Annotated in this window: 18 protein-coding genes; 13 read left to right on the top strand and 5 right to left on the bottom strand. The window is 55.4% G+C overall.

Annotated elements, in window-relative coordinates:
* Nucleotides 1-41: 41 nt before the first annotated feature.
* Together M1D99_RS07860 and M1D99_RS07855 are read right to left on the bottom strand one after the other, a co-directional pair.
* Nucleotides 42-1,775: a hypothetical protein gene (locus M1D99_RS07860; RefSeq protein ID WP_458131608.1), complete on the bottom strand. Its 1,734-nt coding sequence runs from the start codon at nucleotides 1,773-1,775 to the stop codon at nucleotides 42-44.
* A 463-nt stretch (nucleotides 1,776-2,238) separates the two neighbouring features.
* Nucleotides 2,239-2,679, bottom strand: a complete 441-nt coding sequence (locus M1D99_RS07855; RefSeq protein WP_458131607.1) for a hypothetical protein — start codon at nucleotides 2,677-2,679, stop codon at nucleotides 2,239-2,241.
* A gap of 220 nt (nucleotides 2,680-2,899) precedes the next feature.
* Between M1D99_RS07855 and M1D99_RS07850 the strand changes: the two genes are divergently transcribed.
* From M1D99_RS07850 to M1D99_RS07815, 8 genes are all read left to right on the top strand, one after another.
* Nucleotides 2,900-4,174 carry an HlyD family secretion protein gene (locus tag M1D99_RS07850; protein WP_458131606.1) on the top strand — a complete coding sequence of 425 codons (1,275 nt, stop codon included), beginning with the start codon at nucleotides 2,900-2,902 and terminating at the stop codon, nucleotides 4,172-4,174.
* 11 nt (nucleotides 4,175-4,185) lie between these two features.
* Nucleotides 4,186-6,321, top strand: coding sequence for a peptidase domain-containing ABC transporter (locus M1D99_RS07845; RefSeq protein WP_458131605.1), 2,136 nt, complete (start codon nucleotides 4,186-4,188; stop codon nucleotides 6,319-6,321).
* Nucleotides 6,318-7,730 (top strand): TolC family protein, encoded by a 1,413-nt coding sequence (locus M1D99_RS07840; protein WP_458131604.1) that lies wholly within the window; start codon nucleotides 6,318-6,320, stop codon nucleotides 7,728-7,730. The genes M1D99_RS07845 and M1D99_RS07840 overlap by 4 nt, the downstream gene beginning before the upstream one ends.
* Nucleotides 7,731-7,776: 46 nt before the next feature.
* Complete coding sequence (locus M1D99_RS07835) at nucleotides 7,777-8,904, top strand: SbmA/BacA-like family transporter (protein ID WP_434574590.1); 1,128 nt, start codon at nucleotides 7,777-7,779, stop codon at nucleotides 8,902-8,904.
* 196 nt (nucleotides 8,905-9,100) lie between these two features.
* A complete protein-coding gene (locus M1D99_RS07830; RefSeq protein WP_434574589.1) occupies nucleotides 9,101-11,851 on the top strand; it encodes a response regulator in 2,751 nt (916 codons plus the stop codon).
* A 188-nt stretch (nucleotides 11,852-12,039) separates the two neighbouring features.
* Nucleotides 12,040-13,029, top strand: a complete 990-nt coding sequence (locus M1D99_RS07825) for a 2-hydroxyacid dehydrogenase (protein WP_458131603.1) — start codon at nucleotides 12,040-12,042, stop codon at nucleotides 13,027-13,029.
* A gap of 197 nt (nucleotides 13,030-13,226) precedes the next feature.
* A complete protein-coding gene (locus M1D99_RS07820) occupies nucleotides 13,227-13,661 on the top strand; it encodes a hypothetical protein (RefSeq protein WP_003204688.1) in 435 nt (144 codons plus the stop codon).
* Entirely contained in the window at nucleotides 13,661-14,065 is a 405-nt protein-coding gene (locus M1D99_RS07815; protein WP_186707027.1) for an META domain-containing protein, read from the top strand. Before M1D99_RS07820 ends, M1D99_RS07815 begins: the two co-directional genes overlap by 1 nt.
* A 227-nt stretch (nucleotides 14,066-14,292) precedes the next feature.
* Here the strand turns inward: M1D99_RS07815 and M1D99_RS07810 are convergent, their stop codons facing one another.
* Nucleotides 14,293-14,760: a TlpA family protein disulfide reductase gene (locus M1D99_RS07810; RefSeq protein ID WP_458131602.1), complete on the bottom strand. Its 468-nt coding sequence runs from the start codon at nucleotides 14,758-14,760 to the stop codon at nucleotides 14,293-14,295.
* Nucleotides 14,761-14,873: 113 nt separating this feature from the next.
* Here M1D99_RS07810 and arsC point away from each other — a divergent pair, with 113 nt between their 5' ends.
* The 3 genes from arsC to M1D99_RS07795 are packed head-to-tail and all read left to right on the top strand — an operon-like array spanning nucleotide 14,874 to nucleotide 16,247.
* Nucleotides 14,874-15,227 carry an arsenate reductase (glutaredoxin) gene (gene arsC / locus M1D99_RS07805; RefSeq protein WP_186728804.1) on the top strand — a complete coding sequence of 118 codons (354 nt, stop codon included), beginning with the start codon at nucleotides 14,874-14,876 and terminating at the stop codon, nucleotides 15,225-15,227.
* The gene (gene wrbA / locus M1D99_RS07800; RefSeq protein ID WP_458131601.1) at nucleotides 15,224-15,829 is read left to right on the top strand and encodes an NAD(P)H:quinone oxidoreductase; all 606 of its coding nucleotides are present in this window, start codon (nucleotides 15,224-15,226) and stop codon (nucleotides 15,827-15,829) included. The genes arsC and wrbA overlap by 4 nt, the downstream gene beginning before the upstream one ends.
* Nucleotides 15,822-16,247, top strand: a complete 426-nt coding sequence (locus M1D99_RS07795) for a DUF2069 domain-containing protein (RefSeq protein ID WP_434574587.1) — start codon at nucleotides 15,822-15,824, stop codon at nucleotides 16,245-16,247. The genes wrbA and M1D99_RS07795 overlap by 8 nt, the downstream gene beginning before the upstream one ends.
* 99 nt (nucleotides 16,248-16,346) lie before the next feature.
* Here M1D99_RS07795 and M1D99_RS07790 read toward each other — a convergent pair whose 3' ends face one another.
* Nucleotides 16,347-17,021: a DNA-3-methyladenine glycosylase I gene (locus tag M1D99_RS07790; RefSeq protein WP_109753950.1), complete on the bottom strand. Its 675-nt coding sequence runs from the start codon at nucleotides 17,019-17,021 to the stop codon at nucleotides 16,347-16,349.
* 67 nt (nucleotides 17,022-17,088) lie between these two features.
* Nucleotides 17,089-17,913, bottom strand: a complete 825-nt coding sequence (gene ttcA / locus M1D99_RS07785; RefSeq protein WP_003178962.1) for a tRNA 2-thiocytidine(32) synthetase TtcA — start codon at nucleotides 17,911-17,913, stop codon at nucleotides 17,089-17,091.
* Between the two features lie 395 nt (nucleotides 17,914-18,308).
* Here ttcA and M1D99_RS07780 point away from each other — a divergent pair, with 395 nt between their 5' ends.
* Together M1D99_RS07780 and M1D99_RS07775 are read left to right on the top strand one after the other, a co-directional pair.
* Nucleotides 18,309-18,911, top strand: coding sequence for a Yip1 family protein (locus M1D99_RS07780; protein WP_039591896.1), 603 nt, complete (start codon nucleotides 18,309-18,311; stop codon nucleotides 18,909-18,911).
* A gap of 148 nt (nucleotides 18,912-19,059) precedes the next feature.
* Nucleotides 19,060-19,554: a SprT family zinc-dependent metalloprotease gene (locus M1D99_RS07775; RefSeq protein ID WP_250964199.1), complete on the top strand. Its 495-nt coding sequence runs from the start codon at nucleotides 19,060-19,062 to the stop codon at nucleotides 19,552-19,554.
* Nucleotides 19,555-19,582 lie beyond the last annotated feature (28 nt).

Below are 19,582 nucleotides of genomic sequence, written 5' to 3'. Positions count from 1 at the left end.
ATTATCACGCCAAGGAATCCCAACCACCTCGCTCCTTACGACTATTGGCTCTCATAATCAGTATAGAGGTCAAATGTTTCCTTCATAATATAATCCCAGACGGGCTCGTAATAGTTTTTTGCCTTTTCTATCTCCCCACTTACCAAAACAACCTCGGACAAGCCCCGAACTACAGAAGACTCCTTCCCCTTAGGCTTTACAATAAAACAATCACGCTCGATATCGTACCCAATTTTTACAGGCTCGCTTTCCCAAAGCGGCACAACAAAACTACCTTCATTAGCGTAATTAATTGAAGCCACCTGCACAACCTCTTCAACTAGTCGATCAAGCTCCGCAGAGGACGAAGTTTTTTTCACATTACTCAATGCACTAAAAATATGGCCCTTCAAATCAAGCAACAAATTATCACTTCTATTAAGTCTTACTAAATTAATGGCCATACCACGGATCACACCCACTCTTCCGATCTTATTTAAAAGAGCCCGCTCCAGAATCAAATCAAAAAGAGAAGAGTACGCTAAACTTAGTCTTTCCAGTCGTAGGGAGTCTATCCAAATTCCGAAAGTTCCATTTACCAACTTAGAAACCTTGCCCAGCAATAGAGACAAATACAAATCTTTCCCCCAGAACTCATAACCGCCCTTCACCACCCCTTCAGCTACTAAAGACATACTAAACTCATCTAGTAGCAATACGTTTTTCAGCGCTCGAGAAAATTCCAGAAAACAAGGACTACCTATACAATCGTCTAAAAGACGTGAACAAAAGCCGGCCTGCAATGCGAGATAGTAACCAAACCTAAGCTCATACTCCGCTTCGAACTGAAGTAATACATCCATCCATACCATATCTGCATCTTCCGCAGAAACCACCGAGTACTTGCATAGGCCATAACATAAGCATCGAATACTATCCAAGGCCGGTATGTACTCACCAACAAAACGATCAATATCCAGTTTGTCACCCGTGATAAGCTGAGAAAATATTCTTGTTCCACTTAAATCAAGCCACGCACCATTCAACGAAACATTCGAAGCGCTTACATTATAATGAATTATTCTCTTCGCCCTCGCAGCAGCAAACTGCCGAGCATAACGCTTCGCTAGTTCCACCAAACCAAAACCTAAATTACTAACCAGCTCACCATCCGGCCCTGCCGGAAGAAACTCAATCAACCTCTGAACTGCCAATTTTACGCGCCTAGCGTCACTACATAGTGAATCCGGAGATATGTCATTAAAGTAAGGAGCCCTGATGAAATGTGCAGGCCGTACAGCGGCTTCTCTGACCAAAAGTCCGCGTGCATATGTTTTTCCATCCTGATTAAACTCAGTCCCCATGGAAATAATGGCAACGGTTCTCATTGCGCCATAGGGTAGTGCAATATTTATAATTTCTGCCCATATTGACTCATAAACTGCGGTCTCAAGAGACAAAAGGCCGTTGCCATGAGCCTCGTCCGAATTTGCGCCTACTAAATTATTTGGCCCAATTCCCTTCAGTTGGTAGTCACCATCGAAGCCACAGCGCCCGCCTCCACCATTTCGCAGAATACCGTCACCACCGTATCTCTCGGCGTAGAATTCTTTTTCGTGCCTGGTCTTCCCGCCACCGATGCCTCTGCAGCCTACAACATAGCTGTACTTAGAGAGTATCTCTTCTTCGGTCAGGTTAAACTTCAGGCCTTTATTAATAAAGACGATAGAAGTGCCTTCAGCTTTCTCCGCCTTAAAGCTCAAGAAGACCTCATGCAGATCCGATAATTTTTTCATAGATTGCTCAACCACGCCGTTCCGAACAGCTCATATGGTTCAACGATAGCGACCAAATTCGATGATTTGTACCCTACACTTGTAGGGGTGACTTAAAAGGACATCTGTGGGATGTCTCCACTGCCTCGTCGCGACGCGGCATACCTTCACCAGGGCGCGGGAATGCAATCATGATCAGCACTTACGTGGAGCCAACAGCTTGTTAGGAGTCCGGCGCGCTCGGTGGTTAGGCAGCACCGAACTAGAGTGGAACAAAGGGAAAACCTAGATCATTGACTTTCGTTTTCGTTTAGGAAATACGGCGAAAGCCATTAAATATCTAAGAACGCATCATTCATAAACAGACGTTGGAGGCCGTCACAATAATGCTCATTCAACCCAAAGAATGGGGAGCTATTTTACCCCACAGAATAGGCGACCATTGCGATATCGCCTGCAAGCACTAATCAACTACCAGAAACCTTCACTGTAGAGCACGTGATAATGTCACCAGTCGGTTGTATGGCCCAGTAAAAATTGCGACACTCCTTTGGATGGAGCATGTGATAACTTCGGATTTGCAATCATCCGAGAAATACACACCATCACGCTGCTCTGAATATCCGATAGATAGCATTGCGTTCCGCAACAAGCTTGGCTCCATATTATTAGTTCCAACTCTTAATTCAGAAGATGCCTCATCAAAATACATTTTCTTAGCAGTTACCGCCAAGTATCCAATTGTTCCTCCCACGACCTCCCAACCTGAAAAATCATTTCTCAATGATAATTCATCCATAAAAATAAATACCAAAGTTATCAGTAGGGCGACCATTATATTTCTTTCAACCAAAACGAATATCTTGAAAGGATCTCCTGACAACTGCTCCCTAAGCTTTAACCTTCTCAAAACATTTTCGGTCATCTATTCGTCCTCGCTGCACAACTTTTAAATCGCTCACCCAACACCATTCCAAACAGCACACATAAATCAACGATAACGACGAAATTCGAAGATTTGTACCCTACACATGTAGGGGTGACCCAAGCGGCCGTCTATGGGAATCTCTACTACCTCGCCGCTATGCGGCATGCCTTCCCAAGGAGCTCCGGGATGCAACTATTGTCAGCAAGGAATGCTCACATTGACCCAAGACACGTCGTTATTCAGAACAGAGGCCCTGGAAGCCCAACAGGTGCAATGGTTAGGCAGCATCGTCCTGATTCGCCCTGTCTCGTTCGCCTTCCTCACAGCCTTCGCCACAGCCCTTGCATCAATCGTTGTTATTTTTTTCCTATGGGGAAGCTATACCAAGCGAAGCACCATAGCGGGGCAATTACTGCCCTCCTCAGGCCAGATAAAAGTTTATGCACCACAACAAGGAAGGGTGCTTGAAAGCTTTATTCAGGAGGGGCAGCACGTTAAGGCGGGCACGCACTTGCTCACATTATCCAGTGAGCACTATGGCGAAAATTCCGATCCGATCCAGGAAAGTATTAGTAGCAACCTTAAGGAAAGAAAACGGTCCTTAATTGATGAACTCACAAAAACAAAAACATTGCAGGCTGATCAAAGGAAAAGCCTTACCAGCCATTTAAGCAGCTTAAAAAACGAGTTGGATATTTTAGCCGGACAAATTTCCAGTCAACAACAGCTGGTTGCCTTGGCTTCCAATGCCACCAGTCGCTATTCAGGTTTAATGGAAAAGGGATATATAGCCATGGATCAGCTACAGCAGCGGCAGGCAGAGCTACTCAATCATCGACAGAAACTAAATGGCCTTGAACGTGACCGCTCCGCGCTGCGACAACAGATAACCGAACGCCGCAACGATCTTTCTGGCTTAGCCGCTCGACATGAAAATCAACTTGCCATCATTCATAGAACGCTATCGGAGATTGATCGAGAGATCATCGAGAGTGAGGCGCGGCGTATATTAGTTATCAAGGCTCCTCAAGAAGGTGTCGTGACCGCCATTTTTGCAGAGCCCGGACAGACCACAGGCACCGCTAGACCGCTGTTAAGCATCGTCCCAAATAACGCCTTATTGCAGGCTGAGCTTTACTCTCCGAGTAAGTCCATCGGTTTCATCCGAGTTGGCGATGAAGTACGTATTCGCTATCAAGCCTATCCCTATCAAAAATTCGGGCAACACGACGGGATAGTTAATTCCATCTCCAAGGCCTCGGTTTCTGCCGTGGAACTTGCAAACACGGTCGGAGAAATACCCGACGTTGGTCTGGACGGCGAACGTTATTACCGAATACGCGTAGGTCTGGACAAGCAGCATGTCCTGGCCTATGGCGAACAACGGCCATTGCAAACCGGCATGTTACTTGAAGCGGACATCATGCAAGAGACGCGTCATCTTTATGAATGGGTTCTTGAGCCTCTTTATAGCCTGACGGGTAGGCTCTAGGAGCAACGCAGTTGAATTATACAAATGCAATTTCACTCCACTGGGGACGCCGGCTTCCATTATTACTGCAAACCGAAGCCACTGAATGCGGCCTGGCCTGTTTAGCCATGATACTTGGCTACCATGGGCATAACTCAAGTTTGTATGAACTCCGCAACAGATTCCAAACCTCATTAAAAGGCATGACATTAAAACAAATCATTCAAATAGCCGACCAATTGAAGCTGGGTACACGCGCCGTCAGGCTTGATATGAAAGACCTTCTGCAACTGAAGCTGCCCTGTATTCTTCACTGGGACTTCAATCACTTTGTCGTCTTGAAATCCGTACGTAAAAACCACCTTATCTTACACGATCCGGCCCGAGGCATTCGGCATATATCACTTACCGAGAGCAGCGATTTTTTTACCGGAATAGCGCTGGAATTATGGCCAGAGTTTAATTTTGAAGAGCAGAAAAAGAAGCCAGGCATCAGACTTTCCCAGATGCTTGGGAAAACGGCAGGACTGTATCGTTCATTATTGCAAGTACTTCTACTGGCGCTCGCACTGGAAATATTTTCTCTCGTCAGTCCGTTTCTTCTCCAATGGACGATTGACAATGTGCTTGTCAGTGAAGATAACGAGTTGTTGCAAACCCTTGTATTAGGCTTTGGGTTATTAATGCTTATGCAACAGGGGGTGATAGCCATTCGTGCCTGGGTATTGATTCATATGAACACGATGATTAGCGTGCAATGGCGCGCCAATGTGTTCACTCATTTATTGAGATTGCCCATTCACTTTTTTGAAAGACGACATCTGGCCGATGCCGTATCGCGTTTTGGCGCAGTGGACCATATCCAACAAACACTCACCTCCGCGTTTTTTTCCAGCGTTCTTGATGGCCTTATGAGTATTGCTACATTAGTACTAATGTTTATGTACAGCCCTACTCTGGCTTCTATTTCCCTCATCACCATGGTGCTCTATATATTAGGCCGCTGCATCTGGTACGCCCCTTTTCGCCGGGCGACGGAGGAGCAAATTATCCACGCGGCGCGTCAGGAGAGCCATTTCTTGGAAACCATCAGAGGTGTTCGGGCGATCAAACTATTCCGGCGACCCGATGAGCGACGCTCCACTTGGTTAGGCCTGTTGATCGAGCAAATCAATGCAGATATTCGAACCCAAAAGATGCAACTTCTTTACACCCAAATGAACGGGTTACTTTTCGGCATTGAAAACCTGCTGGCGGTGTGGTTTGGCGCCGGCATGGTAATGAGTGGACATTTCAGTGTAGGTGTATTAATGGCCTTCACCGCCTATAAGACACAATTTGTCAGTAGGGTATCGAACCTGGTCGACCATTTTTTCGAATTGCATATGCTTCAACTCTACGGTGAGCGTTTAGCCGATATTGTTCTTCATCCGCCGGAGGATAGCCACGGGGACATTAAACTAGCCATTCCCTGTACACGGAGCGCCCATATAGAAATAAGAGACTTGATGTACCGTTACTCTGACCAAGAGTCTTATATTATTGACAAGCTGAACTTATCTATCGCCGAGGGAGAATCGATAGCTATCACGGGAGCCTCCGGTGCCGGAAAAAGCACTTTGATCAACTTGATGCTAGGGATTCTTCCTCCCAGCGAAGGGCAAATCAAGATTGCCGGAATAGAAGTAAAAGACATGGGCGTAGGCACACTCCGAGACATGGTCGGCACGGTGATGCAGGATGATGTCTTGTTTGCCGGATCACTGGCGGAGAACATTTCTTTTTTCGATCAGGATGCTGATATGTCCTGGATCATGCAATGTGCAGAAATGGCCGCGATCCATAATAGTATCCAATCAATGCCTATGGGATACAGCACGCTGGTTGGGGACATGGGGACGGTGCTCTCAGGCGGGCAGAAACAACGCGTACTGTTGGCTCGTGCACTTTATAAAAAAGCCAGAATTTTATTCCTTGATGAAGCCACCAGCCATCTCGATCTGCAATGCGAGCAATTAGTCAACGACGCCATACGCTCGCTCAAAATAACTCGAATAATAGTCGCCCATCGGCCCGAGACGATCGCGTCGGCGGATCGGGTTTTCATATTAGAATCCGGTAAATTAAAACCGTCCCCCTTCCACGCAAATGTGAATGCAATCAGATGATGGGCTATTCCAACTGTGCGCTCTCCCTACTTGTCGGGGGCATAACGTTATCAGCTATGGGGGCTGAGCTTGTTGCGCCTAACCACGTCACATCAGTTTCTTCAAAGGCAAGTATCTACACGGATCAGCCGTGCGCCTTCGGAAGTATTCCTACAAAATTATCTCTGCAGGAGACCATAGAACGGATACTTTGCAATGATCCGAAAACACGCTCGGCCTGGGCTCATGCAAAAGCGCAAGCCGCTCAAATCGGAGTCAGTCGATCTTTATATTTTCCGAAGTTCACCGGCAGCAGCGGCGTATCTACGGGACGGACCGTTACTGATTATGAGCAACGCAGCGAACTTTCCAGCGAAGGAAACCAACGGCAGGTTTTCAATAGGTTGCATTTCAGTTGGGTATTGTTCGATTTTGGGCATAGGGAGGCTGAGCTAAGAAGATCCATGCAGCTTTTGGTTGCAGCCAATGCCAATCAGGACGCCGTATTGCAAAAATCTTTCGCTTCCGCAGCAGAGCTTTATTACAGAGCTCTTGCCGCTCAGCGCAGCTTGATCACCTCATCAAAAGTTACATCGTTTGCTGCCGAAAATCTCGACGCAGCAGAAGCGAAGTATCGATCTGGAGCCGCGGCGCTTTCCGATTTATTGCAAGCGAAAGCAGCCTATTCCCAAGCCAGTCTGAATCAGATTCGCGATCAGGGAGCGCTTCGCAATGCCACTGGGATGCTTGCGATGCGCATGGGCCTCTCTCCTGAGACGGCATTCGGACTGGAGGGAAACCTTACGACGTTACCCGATACGCGATTCATCAAGACAATTGACGAGCTATTTCAACAAGCCCAACAAGATCATCCCACCTTGATAGCCGCTAGGGCTCGAATCAAAGCCACTGAAGCGAAGCTTGATGAGAGTCGCGCGGCTGGAAAACCGACCCTTTCACTAACAGCGGATATTTCCCATACCCGGATTGATCAATCCCAGATGCTTAACGGCAACAGACGTGACCGGGATAGAGCCGTTGGCCTGCAATTAAATATTCCGCTGTTCGATGGCTTCAGCCGGAAGTATCAGATACGCAGTGACCTCGCCCGTCTTGAGGCGAGTAAGCAAGAACTTCTGGAGGAGCAACTGAGGTTATCGCTTGATCTCTGGGAAAACTATCAAACCCTAAGCAATGAGCTTCAGCGACTGAATCATACCAACAAGTTGATCACACAGTCACAACAATCCCTCGAGGTAGTGCAAGGTCGCTATCGATCCGGGGTGGGTAGCATGATTGAATTGTTAAGCGCTTTAAACACCTACGCAGGCGCTGAAGCTCAGCACATTAACGCCTTGGATGCTTGGCACACCGCACGATTAAGACTTTCGGAAAACTTGGGATTGCTGGGCTTTTGGAGGTTGCACTAACGCAGCACAACAGATCATAAACAAGGAACCTCACAATGAGACCAGCATGGACCGTGACCCTTTAAATCCCAGACCTTCGCAACACAATGAAAGCTTTATCAGGAGCACCTTTTCCATCTTATTGCCGTATTGGCAAAGTGAGGAGCGAATATTTGCATGGATTACAGCAACACTGCTTATATTTTTATCGCTTATGGCCGTTGCCACAGCGCTGGTCGTTAACGAATGGTATCGACACTTCTACGATGCAATACAGGAAGGCAACATAAAACAATTTTACCTCTTGGCCTTGATATTCATAGGTGTCGTCATTTTTTCTGTCTTCAGGTCGGTCCTGATAGCCTATCTGGTTGACATCCTGGCTTTGAGATGGCGAAGATGGTTAACCAATCATTACCTTCGCCTTTGGACATTAGATCCTGCCCAAGTCGACCAAACTGGAAACGAGGTCGATAATCCTGACCAACGTATCGCAGAGGACATTAATAAATTCACCTTTGAAACCATTGACTTGACCTGCGGGCTAATTTTTACCGCCGCCAGCGTAATATCCTTCAGCATAGTATTAATCAGCGCCTCCGGTGATGCTGTACTTATGGGAATCACGATTCCTTGCTACATGTTCCTAGCCGCTATTGTTTATGCTTTTATCGGGACTCTGATCAGTCAAAAAATCGGCTTCAAACTAATCGCCTTAAGCAACAACCAACAAAGATTGGAAGCTGATCTACGCTACTTCTTAATTAGGCTTCGGGAAAAGTTCAGAAAACCTCCGTCCCCGTTGAGGTACGAACCTGAGAAAAATAGCATTAATCACAAGCTCGAAGGTAGCCTGGCGAATTTTCGCAAGATAATACAGATAAAAATGCGTCTATCCTTGTTCACAGAGACATATGGCCAACTCGCCTTGATTCTTAGCAGTTTATTAGCCGCCCCACGCTTCTTTGCCGGCCATATAACCTTTGGTGACCTGATGCAAATTAATTCAGCTTTTGGAAATCTAAGTGAAAATTTAAGCTGGTTTATCAACGCCTACAGCAGGATCGCAGACTGGAAAGCAACGACAGATCGGCTGATCGCTTTCAATAAGGTGATGACGAACTCTCCTGCGGAGACGCCGAAGTATCCACAGCATGACTGCTCATCTTTTCGTGCTCCTGAGCCACCTACCTAAAGTTCAGCCGCAACCTCTGTCGGCGGATATCCACTAGGCGATTGCAAATCCCACTGCAACAAGCCTCCGGTCGAACCGATGCACAGCAGACACCATTTTTCCAAAGATCCCCCGCCCGCAAATCGCTACACTGCGCAGGTATTGCGTGCCGGATGCGCGCACAGCTCAATCAGACCGCTGGATGCAGGAGACAAGTGTGCTCAAGAAACTGGGAATCAAAGGCCGTGTGCTGTTGCTGACCCTGTTGCCGACCAGCCTGATGGCGCTGGTCCTGGGCGGCTATTTCACTTGGATGCAGCAAGCGGACTTGCATGCCCAATTGCTGCAACGGGGCGAGATGATCGCCGAACAGTTGGCCCCGCTGGTCGCTCCGGCCATGAGCCGCCAGGACATCGATCTGCTGGAGCGCATCGCCACCCAATCCCTTGAGCAAGCGGACGTGCGCGCCGTGACCTTCCTCGCCCCTGACCGCGCGCCGCTGGCCCACGCCGGCCCGACCATGCTCAACCGGGCGCCGGAGGGCAACGGTGCGCAGTTGCTGCAACGCACCGGCAATGACGCCACGCGCTACCTGCTGCCGGTATTCGGCAAGCACCGCAACCTGGCGGGCGAGTTGATCCCCGAAGAGGCCGACCGCCTGCTGGGCTGGGTCGAGCTGGAGTTGTCCCACAGCGGCATGTTGCTGCGTGGCTATCGCAGCCTGTTCGCCAGCCTGTTGCTGATCGGCGCCGGCCTGTGTTTGACCGCGCTGCTGGCCTTGCGCATGGGCCGCACGATCAACCGTCCGCTGAGCCAGATCAAGCAAGCCGTGGCGCAACTCAAGGACGGCCACCTGGAAACCCGCCTGCCACCACTGGGCAGCCAGGAGCTGGACGAGTTGGCCTCGGGCATCAACCGCATGGCCAGCACCTTGCAGAACGCCCAGGAAGAATTGCAGCACAGCATCGACCAGGCCACCGAAGACGTGCGCCAGAACCTGGAAACCATCGAGATCCAGAACATCGAGCTGGACCTGGCCCGTAAGGAAGCGCTGGAAGCGAGCCGGATCAAATCCGAGTTCCTGGCGAACATGAGCCATGAAATCCGCACACCGCTCAACGGCATCCTCGGTTTTACCCACCTGTTGCAGAAAAGCGAACTGACCCCGCGCCAGCTCGATTACCTGGGCACCATCGAGAAATCCGCCGACAGCCTGCTGGGGATCATCAACGAGATCCTCGACTTTTCGAAGATCGAGGCCGGCAAGCTGGTGCTCGACAACATTCCGTTCAACCTGCGGGACCTGCTGCAGGACACCCTGACCATCCTCGCCCCCGCGGCTCACGCCAAGCAGTTGGAACTGGTGAGCCTGGTCTACCGGGACACGCCGCTGTCGTTGGTGGGCGATCCACTGCGTCTCAAGCAGATTCTCACCAACCTGGTGAGCAACGCCATCAAATTCACCCGCGAGGGCACTATCGTCGCCCGGGCCATGCTTGAGGACGAGCACGAAGACAGCGTGCAGTTGCGCATCAGCATTCAGGACACCGGCATCGGCCTGTCCAGCCAGGACGTGCGGGCACTGTTCCAAGCGTTCAGCCAGGCCGACAACTCGCTGTCGCGACAACCGGGTGGCACCGGCTTGGGCCTGGTGATTTCCAAGCGCCTGGTGGAACAGATGGGCGGCGAGATCGGCGTTGACAGCACACCGGGCGAAGGTTCGGAATTCTGGATCAGCCTGCGCCTGCCCAAGACCCGTGACGATGCCGAGGACTTGCCGGGCCCGCCGTTGCTGGGCCGGCGCGTGGCGGTGTTGGAGAATCATGAACTGGCCCGCCAGGCCTTGCAGCACCAGCTCGAAGACTGCGGCCTGCAAGTGACGCCGTTCAACACCCTGGAGAGCCTGACCAACGGCATCACCGTCGCCCACCAGACCGACCAGGCGATCGATCTTGCCGTGCTGGGCATCACCAGCAACGACATGCCGCCGGAGCGCCTCAACCAGCACATCTGGGACCTTGAGCACCTGGGCTGCAAAGTGCTCGTGCTGTGCCCCACCACCGAACAGACCCTGTACCACCTTTCGGTGCCCAACCCTCACAGTCAGTTGCAGGCCAAGCCGGCCTGCACCCGCAAGTTGCGCCGTTCGTTGTCCGACCTGGTCAACCCCCGCCCGACCCGCAGCGAACCCAGCGAGCCGGTTTCCAGCCGCGCCCCGAAAGTGCTGTGCGTGGACGACAACCCGGCCAACCTGTTGCTGGTGCAGACCCTGCTCGAAGACATGGGCGCCAAGGTGCTGGCGGTGGAAAGCGGCTACGCGGCGGTCAAGGCCGTGCAGAAGGAAACCTTCGACCTGGTCCTGATGGACGTGCAGATGCCCGGCATGGACGGTCGCCAGAGCACCGAGGCGATCCGCCAGTGGGAAAGCGAGCGGCACTGCACGCCGCTGCCGATCGTCGCCCTCACCGCCCACGCCATGGCCAACGAAAAGCGCGCCCTGCTGCAAAGCGGCATGGACGACTACCTGACCAAACCCATCAGCGAACGGCAACTGGCCCAGGTGGTGCTCAAGTGGACCGGCCTGGCCCTGCGCAACCAGTCGCCGGAGCGCAGCAACGATGCCCAGGGTGCCAGCGAGCTGCTGGTGCTCGATCATGAAGAAGGCTTGCGCCTGGCCGCCGGCAAGGCCGACCTGGCGGCGGACATGCTGGCGATGCTGCTGGCGTCCCTGGAAGCCGACCGCGAAGCCATCCGCCAGGCCAGCGAGGCCAACGATCACAACGCCTTGATCGAACGGGTCCACCGCCTGCACGGCGCCACCCGCTACTGCGGCGTGCCGCAATTGCGTGCGGCCTGCCAGCGCAGCGAAACCCTGCTCAAGCAACAGGATCCCAAGGCCGCCGCCGCCTTGGAAGAGTTGGAGCGGGCCATCAATCGCCTGGCCAGCGAGGCGCGTATCAGTGCCTGATCCAGGGCAATACCCTGGAAATCGGAATCACTGAAAATGTCCGCTATCCCGGCCCGTAGGAGCTGCCGAGCGAAGCGAGGCTGCGATCTTTTGATCTTTCACTTGCGATTCAATGGTCAGCGCAAAGATCGCAGCCTCGTTGCACTCGGCAGCTCCTACGGGCTTGTTTTTTCTGCCAGGAGGCCGCCATGCGCGTGATTTTTTTCAGCAGCCAGACCTACGACCGCGACAGCTTCACCCAGGCCCCGACACCCGCCGGCCTTGAGTTGCAGTTCCAGCCCGCCCGCCTGAACCTGGACACCGTGGCCCTGGCCGAACGGCATGACGTGGTGTGCGCCTTCATCAACGATGACCTCAGCGCACCGGTGCTGGAGCGGCTGGCCGCCGGCGGCACGCGGCTGATCGCCCTGCGCTCGGCCGGCTACAACCACGTCGACCTGCTCGCCGCCAAGCGCCTGGGCTTGAGTATCGTCCGGGTCCCGGCCTATTCGCCTCACGCAGTGGCCGAACATGCCGTGGCGTTGATCATGGCCCTCAATCGTTGCCTTCATCGCGCCTACAACCGCACCCGGGACGGCAATTTCAGCCTCCATGGGCTGACCGGCTTCGACCTGGTGGGCAAGACCGTCGGGGTGATCGGCACTGGGCAGATTGGTGCTACGTTCGCACGGATCATGGCCGGTTTCGGCTGCCAGTTGCTGGCCTACGACCCCTACCCCAACCCGCAGGTCGAAGCCCTGGGCGCCCGCTATTTGCCCCTGGACGAATTGCTGGCGCAAGCACAGATCATCAGCCTGCACTGCCCACTGAACGAACAGAGCCGACACCTGATCAACGCCCGAACGCTGGCCGCGATGCAACGCGGCGCCATGCTGATCAACACCGGGCGCGGCGGCCTGGTGGACACACCGGCCTTGATCGCGGCCTTGAAAAGCGGCCAGTTGGGCTACCTGGGCCTGGATGTGTACGAGGAGGAGGCCCAGTTGTTTTTCAAGGATCGCTCAGACCTGCCTTTGCAAGATGATGTGCTGGCACGGCTGCTGACCTTTCCCAACGTGATCGTCACTGCCCACCAGGCGTTCCTGACCCATGAGGCGTTGGCCGCCATTGCCATGACCACCCTGGACAACATCGCCGCCTGGGCGGCTGGTGTGCCGCAGAACCTGGTGGATAGCTGATCCCCCAGGTCACCACCTCCTGTGGGAGCGGGCTTGCTCGCGAAGGCGGAGCTTCAGTTAGCCTATGTGTTGCTGACACACCGCCTTCGCGAGCAAGCCCGCTCCCACATTAGGAATGGAGTTTCGTCGGCAAGATTCGTGGTTGACCATCCCAACCCATGCCCCGTGCTAGCATGTCGCGCCTATTTGGAGGACCCATGGCCGAACACGATTTCCGCTACACCCTGATGAACCCGCAGCATACATTGACCGAAGTCCGCGCCCTGGCGCCGGGCCGCTACCAGGTCACCGGCAATGGCGGTTCGATCCAGGCCAACGATGTGTTGCTCGTCACGCTCAAGGGCAGCAAGGACTTGTCCATGCGTCTGACCGTGGACACCGTGCGGCACCTGCTCAAGCCCATGGGCCAATGGACCGCCATGACCACCGGCCCGGTGTTCGGCGAACTGGCGATCCATACCTGGCAGGTCAACTGCGATAGCTGCGCCAAAGAACTGAGCTTCGAATTCGCCGTCGATGCCAAGCTTGGCGTCAAGGCCGAGAAGCCGGCCGCCACCGCGCGAATCGCCGAACTGGGCTGGACCACCGTGGGTGAAAAACACCTGTGCCCGAAATGCCAGGAAGCCGCCTGATGAAACGTTTGGCCCTGTCCGCGTCGATCGGCATGAGCCTGATGGGGTGTGCCGCTGAACCTGTGCAGTTGCAACCTAACCGCAGCTACATCCTGGAGTGGATCGGCGAACGGCCATTGATGGACTACAGCCACCTGACCATCACCCTTGGGGATGACGGCCGCGCCTACGGCAACGGCGGCTGCAACCACTGGTTCGCGCCCTACACGCTGGAAGGCCACCGCTTGAGCTTCGGCAAGATCGGCAGCACCCGCAAACTCTGCGCCCCTGCGGTGATGGAGCAGGAGACGCGTTTCTTGCAGGCCTTGGAAAAGGTCGAACGCTGGGACGTCTCGCCCATCGAGCAAATGCGCTTCTGGCCGGCCCAGGGCAAGCCGTTGCGGTGGTGGCTGGAGGAAGGCTGAGGCCTGAGCCTGCAGACACCCCAGTTTGGACCAGGGACATGGTTGACCCTGTGGCGAGGGAGCTTGCTCCCGCTGGGCTGCGCAGCGGCCCCCTCCATTCTGTCTGACACATCAAAGTGACAGGTACATCTGGGGCCGCTTCGCGGCCCAGCGGGAGCAAGCTCCCTCGCCACAAAAGCACCCTGTCACAGAACCTATATAACCAAACGCCCTATGTCAGTTCGGGATCACTTGAGTGCCTGCAACGCCTCAAGCCTGGCCATCACCCCCGCCGCCGTCTGCTCCCCCAGCAACTGTTCGCGTACCTTGCCCTGGTTGTCGATGATGTAGGTCACCGGCAACCCTTCGCTGCGAGGCAGGTCGAAGATCTCGGCCGGGTCTCGCGCCAGCACCGTGAAGCGAATCCCCATCTTGTCGCTGGCACTCTTGAGTTCTTCGCCCTGCACCTGGTCGAAGTTGACCCCGAACACACCGATGTTGCGCCCCTTGAGCTGTTCGGCCAGGGCATTGAACTCCGGGATCTCGGTGCGGCACGGCGCGCACCACTCCGCCCAGTAGTTGAGCACCAGCCATTGTTTGTCCAGCCGCTGGGAGGCGATGGCCTGGCCGTTCTGGTCCACCCCGTAGTCGTTTCCGCAACCGGCGAGCAACAGGATGCCCATGAATGTCAGTGCCGCCGTCAATCGCCTTGTCATGTGCCAATCCTTGTCTGATGTGAACGCTGCTGCGACCCTTCGCCTCTCTAAGGTGCTAGGGACTTCGCGGCACAGTAGAATAGCCGCCACCTTACGCAAGATGCGACCCGCTCATGACCGATCTGACGCTTTATCACAACCCGCGCTGCTCGAAATCCCGCGGTGCGCTGGAACTGTTGGAGGCCCGCGGCCTGGCGCCGACCGTGGTCCGCTACCTGGAAACCCCGCTCGACGCCGCGCAACTGGAGCGCCTGCTGGCCAAGCTCGGCATCAGCGCCCGGCAGTTGCTGCGCACCGGCGAGGACGAATACAAGGACTTGAACCTGGCCGACGAAAGCCTGAGCCAGGCCCAGTTGATCGCCGCCATCGCCGCCCACCCGAAACTCATGGAACGGCCGATCCTGGAAGCCGGTGATAAGGCCGTGATCGGCCGTCCGCCGGAAAAGATCCTGGAGATCCTGCCGTGACCACGCCGTATATCCTGGTGTTGTATTACAGCCGCAGCGGCTCCACCAACGAAATGGCCCGGCAGATCGCCCGTGGTGTCGAGCAGGCCGGGCTGGAGGCCAGGCTGCGTACGGTGCCAGCGATTTCCACCGAGTGCGAAGCAGTGTCCCCGGACATTCCGGAGCAAGGCCCGCTCTACGCCAGCCTTGATGACCTGAAGAACTGCGCCGGCCTGGCCCTGGGCAGCCCGACCCGGTTCGGCAACATGGCCGCGCCGCTCAAGTACTTTCTCGACGGCACCAGCAACCTGTGGCTGACCGGCGCGCTGGTGGGCAAACCGGCCGGAGTGTTCACCTCCACCGCGAGCCTGCATGGCGGCCAGGAAACCACCCTGCTGTCGATGATGCTGCCACTGTTGCACCACGGCATGCTGATCACCGGCCTGCCCTACAGCGAATCGGCCCTGATCGACACCCTGGGCGGCGGTACGCCCTACGGCCCGAGCCATCACGCCGGGGCCGACGGGAAAAGCGGCTTGAACGAGCATGAAGTCGCCCTCTGCCGGGCCCTGGGCTCGCGCCTGGCGAAAACCGCCCTGTTGCTGGAGAACGACCGTGGCTAAGAAGCCGAAGATCCTGCCTTCCATCCAATGGCTGGAACCGCGCGTACGCCTGGCCCGCGTCCTCAGCCTGCTGTGCTTTTTCGGCCTGGTGGGATTACTCAGCGCGTATTACCTGCTGATCGCCGACCTGCACGGCGCCCGGCCCTGGGTGATTCTGCTGATCGAACTGGTGCCACTGCTGATACTTGCGCCCGGCATGCTCAGCGGCAGTGCCCGTGGACATTCGTGGATGTGCTTCGTGGTGAACCTGTATTTCATCAAGGGCGCATTGGCGGCCTATGACCCGAACCGGCAGCTGTTCGGCGTGCTGGAAATGGCGGCAAGCGTGGCGGTGTTCTGCTCGGCCTTGCTGTATGTGCGCTGGCGGTTTCAGTTGAATCGGCGGTTGGCGGGAGAAGGCGAGCCCTCCGTCGTCTGATAGGCCGCCTTCGCGAGCAAGCCCGCTCCCACACTGGATTTTTGAACGCTGAAAATCCCCTGTGGGAGCGAGCTTGCTCGCGATTGGCGCGACGCGGTCTCAATGATTCACGGTGTAGGCCAGCATCATCGATATCTGCGACATCGGCCGCCCACCGCTCTCTTCATGCCACTGGTTGAAGGCATTCTGCACCGTCGCCAGGTCCCGCAGGCTGGTGGGGACTTTGTCGATGATGTCTTGGGCGTTGAGCGCCGCCACCACGTCATAACTGGGCACGAAGGTGTCCTTGCCCATCATCCGCAAGAAGCGCGGCGCCGACAGGCCGCCCAATTGATGGCCGTGCTTCTTCAGGTAGGTCCACAGGCCAACGATATCGGTCACCGGCCAGTCGGCGACCAGCGCGCCGAAGCTGCCCTTTTCATGGGCCACGTCCAAGATCAACTGCGCGTTGCGCGGTACGCTCTTGAGCTTGCCCAGGTGGCGGATGATCCGCGCGTCCTGCATCAGCCGCTCCAGGTGTTCGGCGCTCATCAGCACGACTTTTTCCGGGTCGAACTTGAAGAACACTTCTTCGAAGGCCGGCCACTTGGCGTCCACCAAGCTGTGCTTGAGCCCGGCGCGGAACACCCGCAGCGCCATGGTCGAGAGGTAGCGGTCGTCGCTGATCTTGCGCAGTTGCGCCGGGGTCTTGGGAACAGGCAGGTGGGCTTCCAGTTCAGCCGCCGAACCGAAGCGGTTCAGACAGTACTCGTGCAGCCACTTGTAATCGCGCATGCCCTCTCCTGAGTTAAAAAATGAAAACGGCGCTCGCAAGCGCCGTGAATAAATGTCGCTGCGACCGTCAGAGATTCACCACATTGACGAACCGCGGCGTGGCGTTTTCGTCGATGCGCAGGTTGGTGAAATCGAACAGGTTGCGGTCCGCCAGTTGCGACGGAATGACGTTCTGCAAGCCGCGGAAAATGCTCTCGGTGCGGCCCGGGGTCTTGCGTTCCCATTCCTGGAGCATTTCCTTGACCACCTGGCGTTGCAGGTTTTCCTGGGAGCCGCACAGGTTGCAGGGGATGATCGGGAACTGCTTGAAATCCGAATAGGCCTGGATGTCTTTCTCGTTGCAATAGGCCAGCGGGCGAATGACCACGTTGCGCCCGTCATCGGCACGCAGCTTGGGCGGCATGGCCTTGAGCGAGCCGTTGTAGAACATGTTCAGGAAGAAGGTCTCGACAATGTCGTCGCGGTGGTGCCCCAGCGCCATCTTGGTCGCACCGATCTCGTCGGCGAAGGTGTAGAGCGTGCCGCGGCGCAGGCGTGAGCACAGCGAACAGGTGGTCTTGCCTTCGGGGATCAGTTCCTTGACCACCGAATAGGTGTCTTTCTCGACGATGTGGTATTCCACGCCCAGCGACTCGAGGTAGGCCGGCAGCACGTGCTCGGGGAACCCGGGCTGCTTCTGGTCCATGTTCACCGCGACGATGTCGAACTTGATCGGCGCCACCTTCTGCAAATGCATCAACACGTCGAGCAAGGTGTAGCTGTCCTTGCCGCCGGACAGGCAGACCATGACCTTGTCGCCGTCCTCGATCATGTTGAAATCGGCGACCGCCTCACCGGCCAGGCGGCGCAGGCGCTTTTGCAGTTTGTTCTGGTTGACCGTAAGAGTGCCCATGACGCGAAATCCGTGAGGTGTGACGAAAGGCCGGCATTTTACGCAAAAAATCTCCGCTGTGGCACGGCCCTTGTGGCGAGGGAGCTTGCTCCCGCTCGGCTGCGAAGCAGACGCCAACAGGACGACCCCAGAGGGTCGCTTCGCAACCCAGCGGGAGCAAGCTCCCTCGCCACAGGGGAATCTGTTCGCCAGCGAAATTGTGCATACAGATCAAGCGGCGATTAACCGGCCCCGCTACAGCGCGATTTGCTCTAAGCCCCCCATCCCCCTCGGGGTAACTCCTTTCTATACTGCGGCATAAGGTCGCACACACTTACAGACCTTCACTTACCCGGCCACTTGGCCCGTAGGCGCTCCGTTGGGGGGCGATGGCAATAACAAAGGAGTGACTGACTATGATCCATCATGTCGTGGGGCTCTTTACCCACCCTGATCAAGAATGGAAAGAAATCCGTGGCGATCAGGAGGAAAGCATCAGCCACATGTACCTCACCCACACGCTGATCCTGGCGGCCATTCCCGCGGTTTCGGCGTTCATCGGCACCACGCAGGTGGGATGGGTCATCGGCAATCGTCCACCGGTCATGCTCACTCAGGAAAGCGCGCTGTGGATGACCATCATGTCGTACCTGGCCATGTTGGGCGGCGTGGCGGTCATGGGGGCCTTCATCCACTGGATGGCGCGCACCTATGACGCCAATCCGAGCCTGGCCCGTTGCGTTGCGTTCGCCACCTACACCGCGACACCTTTGTTCATCGGCGGCCTCGCGGCGCTCTACCCGCACATGTGGCTGGGGATGATCGTTGGCACCGCAGCAATCTGCTACACGGTCTACCTGTTGTACGTCGGCCTGCCGACGTTCATGAACATTCCCCAGGACGAAGGTTTTCTGTTTTCCAGCTCGGTGCTCGCCGTCGGCCTGGTGGTGCTGGTGGCCATCATGGCGTTCACGGTGATCGTCTGGGGGCTGGGCGTTGGCCCGGTCTATACCAATTGACGTAGCGCCCTCCCATAAAAAAGCAGGATCTGCCGACACAGGCCGCCGCAAGGCGGCCTTCCTGTGTGCGAAACGACCACTGGGCACCTGGACGATTCGCAACGGCCGGCGCTTGCGGCATACTCGGGCTTCTGGAGACCCGTAAAGCATGCTCGAGCAACTCAATACCCGCGTCGAAGAGTGTTACCAACAAGCCGAAGCCTTTTTCAAACGTCCTTTCAAACGCCCGGTGGTCAGCTTCAAATTGCGCGGCCAGAAGGCCGGTGTCGCGCACCTGCATGAAAATCTGCTGCGCTTCAATCCTCAGTTGTACCGGGAAAATGCCGAGGACTTCCTCAAGCAGACCGTCGCCCACGAAGTCGCGCACCTGATCGCCCACCAACTGTTTGGCGACCGTATCCAAGCCCACGGCGAAGAATGGCAGCTGATCATGCGCGGGGTGTACGAACTGCCGCCCAACCGTTGCCACACTTACGAAATCAAACGCCGCAGCGTGACCCGCTACATCTATAAGTGCCCTTGCGACGGCAGCGACTTTCCGTTCACGGCCCAGCGCCACAGCCTGGTGCGCCAGGGGCGGCGGTATTTGTGCCGCAGCTGTCGCGGTACCTTGGTGTTCAGTGGGGAGACTCGGGTCGAATAGTACGTTTATGCGGTGTCAGGGCTGGCCC

Source organism: Pseudomonas sp. R3-41, from assembly GCF_054161485.1.
Note: the sequence above shows the minus strand (reverse complement) of the source record. Positions and strands in the feature narration are given on the sequence as shown.

What these genes read in the sequence shown, in the direction of transcription:
- M1D99_RS07820 (WP_003204688.1), top strand. Translation starts at nt 13,227, where the DNA reads ATGGCCGAACACGATTTCCGCTACACCCTGATGAACCCGCAGCATACA.
- M1D99_RS07855 (WP_458131607.1), bottom strand. Translation starts at nt 2,679, where the DNA reads ATGACCGAAAATGTTTTGAGAAGGTTAAAGCTTAGGGAGCAGTTGTCA.
- ttcA (WP_003178962.1), bottom strand. Translation starts at nt 17,913, where the DNA reads ATGGGCACTCTTACGGTCAACCAGAACAAACTGCAAAAGCGCCTGCGC.
- arsC (WP_186728804.1), top strand. Translation starts at nt 14,874, where the DNA reads ATGACCGATCTGACGCTTTATCACAACCCGCGCTGCTCGAAATCCCGC.
- M1D99_RS07790 (WP_109753950.1), bottom strand. Translation starts at nt 17,021, where the DNA reads ATGCGCGATTACAAGTGGCTGCACGAGTACTGTCTGAACCGCTTCGGT.
- M1D99_RS07835 (WP_434574590.1), top strand. Translation starts at nt 7,777, where the DNA reads ATGGACCGTGACCCTTTAAATCCCAGACCTTCGCAACACAATGAAAGC.
- M1D99_RS07780 (WP_039591896.1), top strand. Translation starts at nt 18,309, where the DNA reads ATGATCCATCATGTCGTGGGGCTCTTTACCCACCCTGATCAAGAATGG.
- M1D99_RS07825 (WP_458131603.1), top strand. Translation starts at nt 12,040, where the DNA reads ATGCGCGTGATTTTTTTCAGCAGCCAGACCTACGACCGCGACAGCTTC.
- M1D99_RS07815 (WP_186707027.1), top strand. Translation starts at nt 13,661, where the DNA reads ATGAAACGTTTGGCCCTGTCCGCGTCGATCGGCATGAGCCTGATGGGG.
- M1D99_RS07860 (WP_458131608.1), bottom strand. Translation starts at nt 1,775, where the DNA reads ATGAAAAAATTATCGGATCTGCATGAGGTCTTCTTGAGCTTTAAGGCG.
- M1D99_RS07810 (WP_458131602.1), bottom strand. Translation starts at nt 14,760, where the DNA reads ATGACAAGGCGATTGACGGCGGCACTGACATTCATGGGCATCCTGTTG.
- M1D99_RS07775 (WP_250964199.1), top strand. Translation starts at nt 19,060, where the DNA reads ATGCTCGAGCAACTCAATACCCGCGTCGAAGAGTGTTACCAACAAGCC.
- M1D99_RS07840 (WP_458131604.1), top strand. Translation starts at nt 6,318, where the DNA reads ATGATGGGCTATTCCAACTGTGCGCTCTCCCTACTTGTCGGGGGCATA.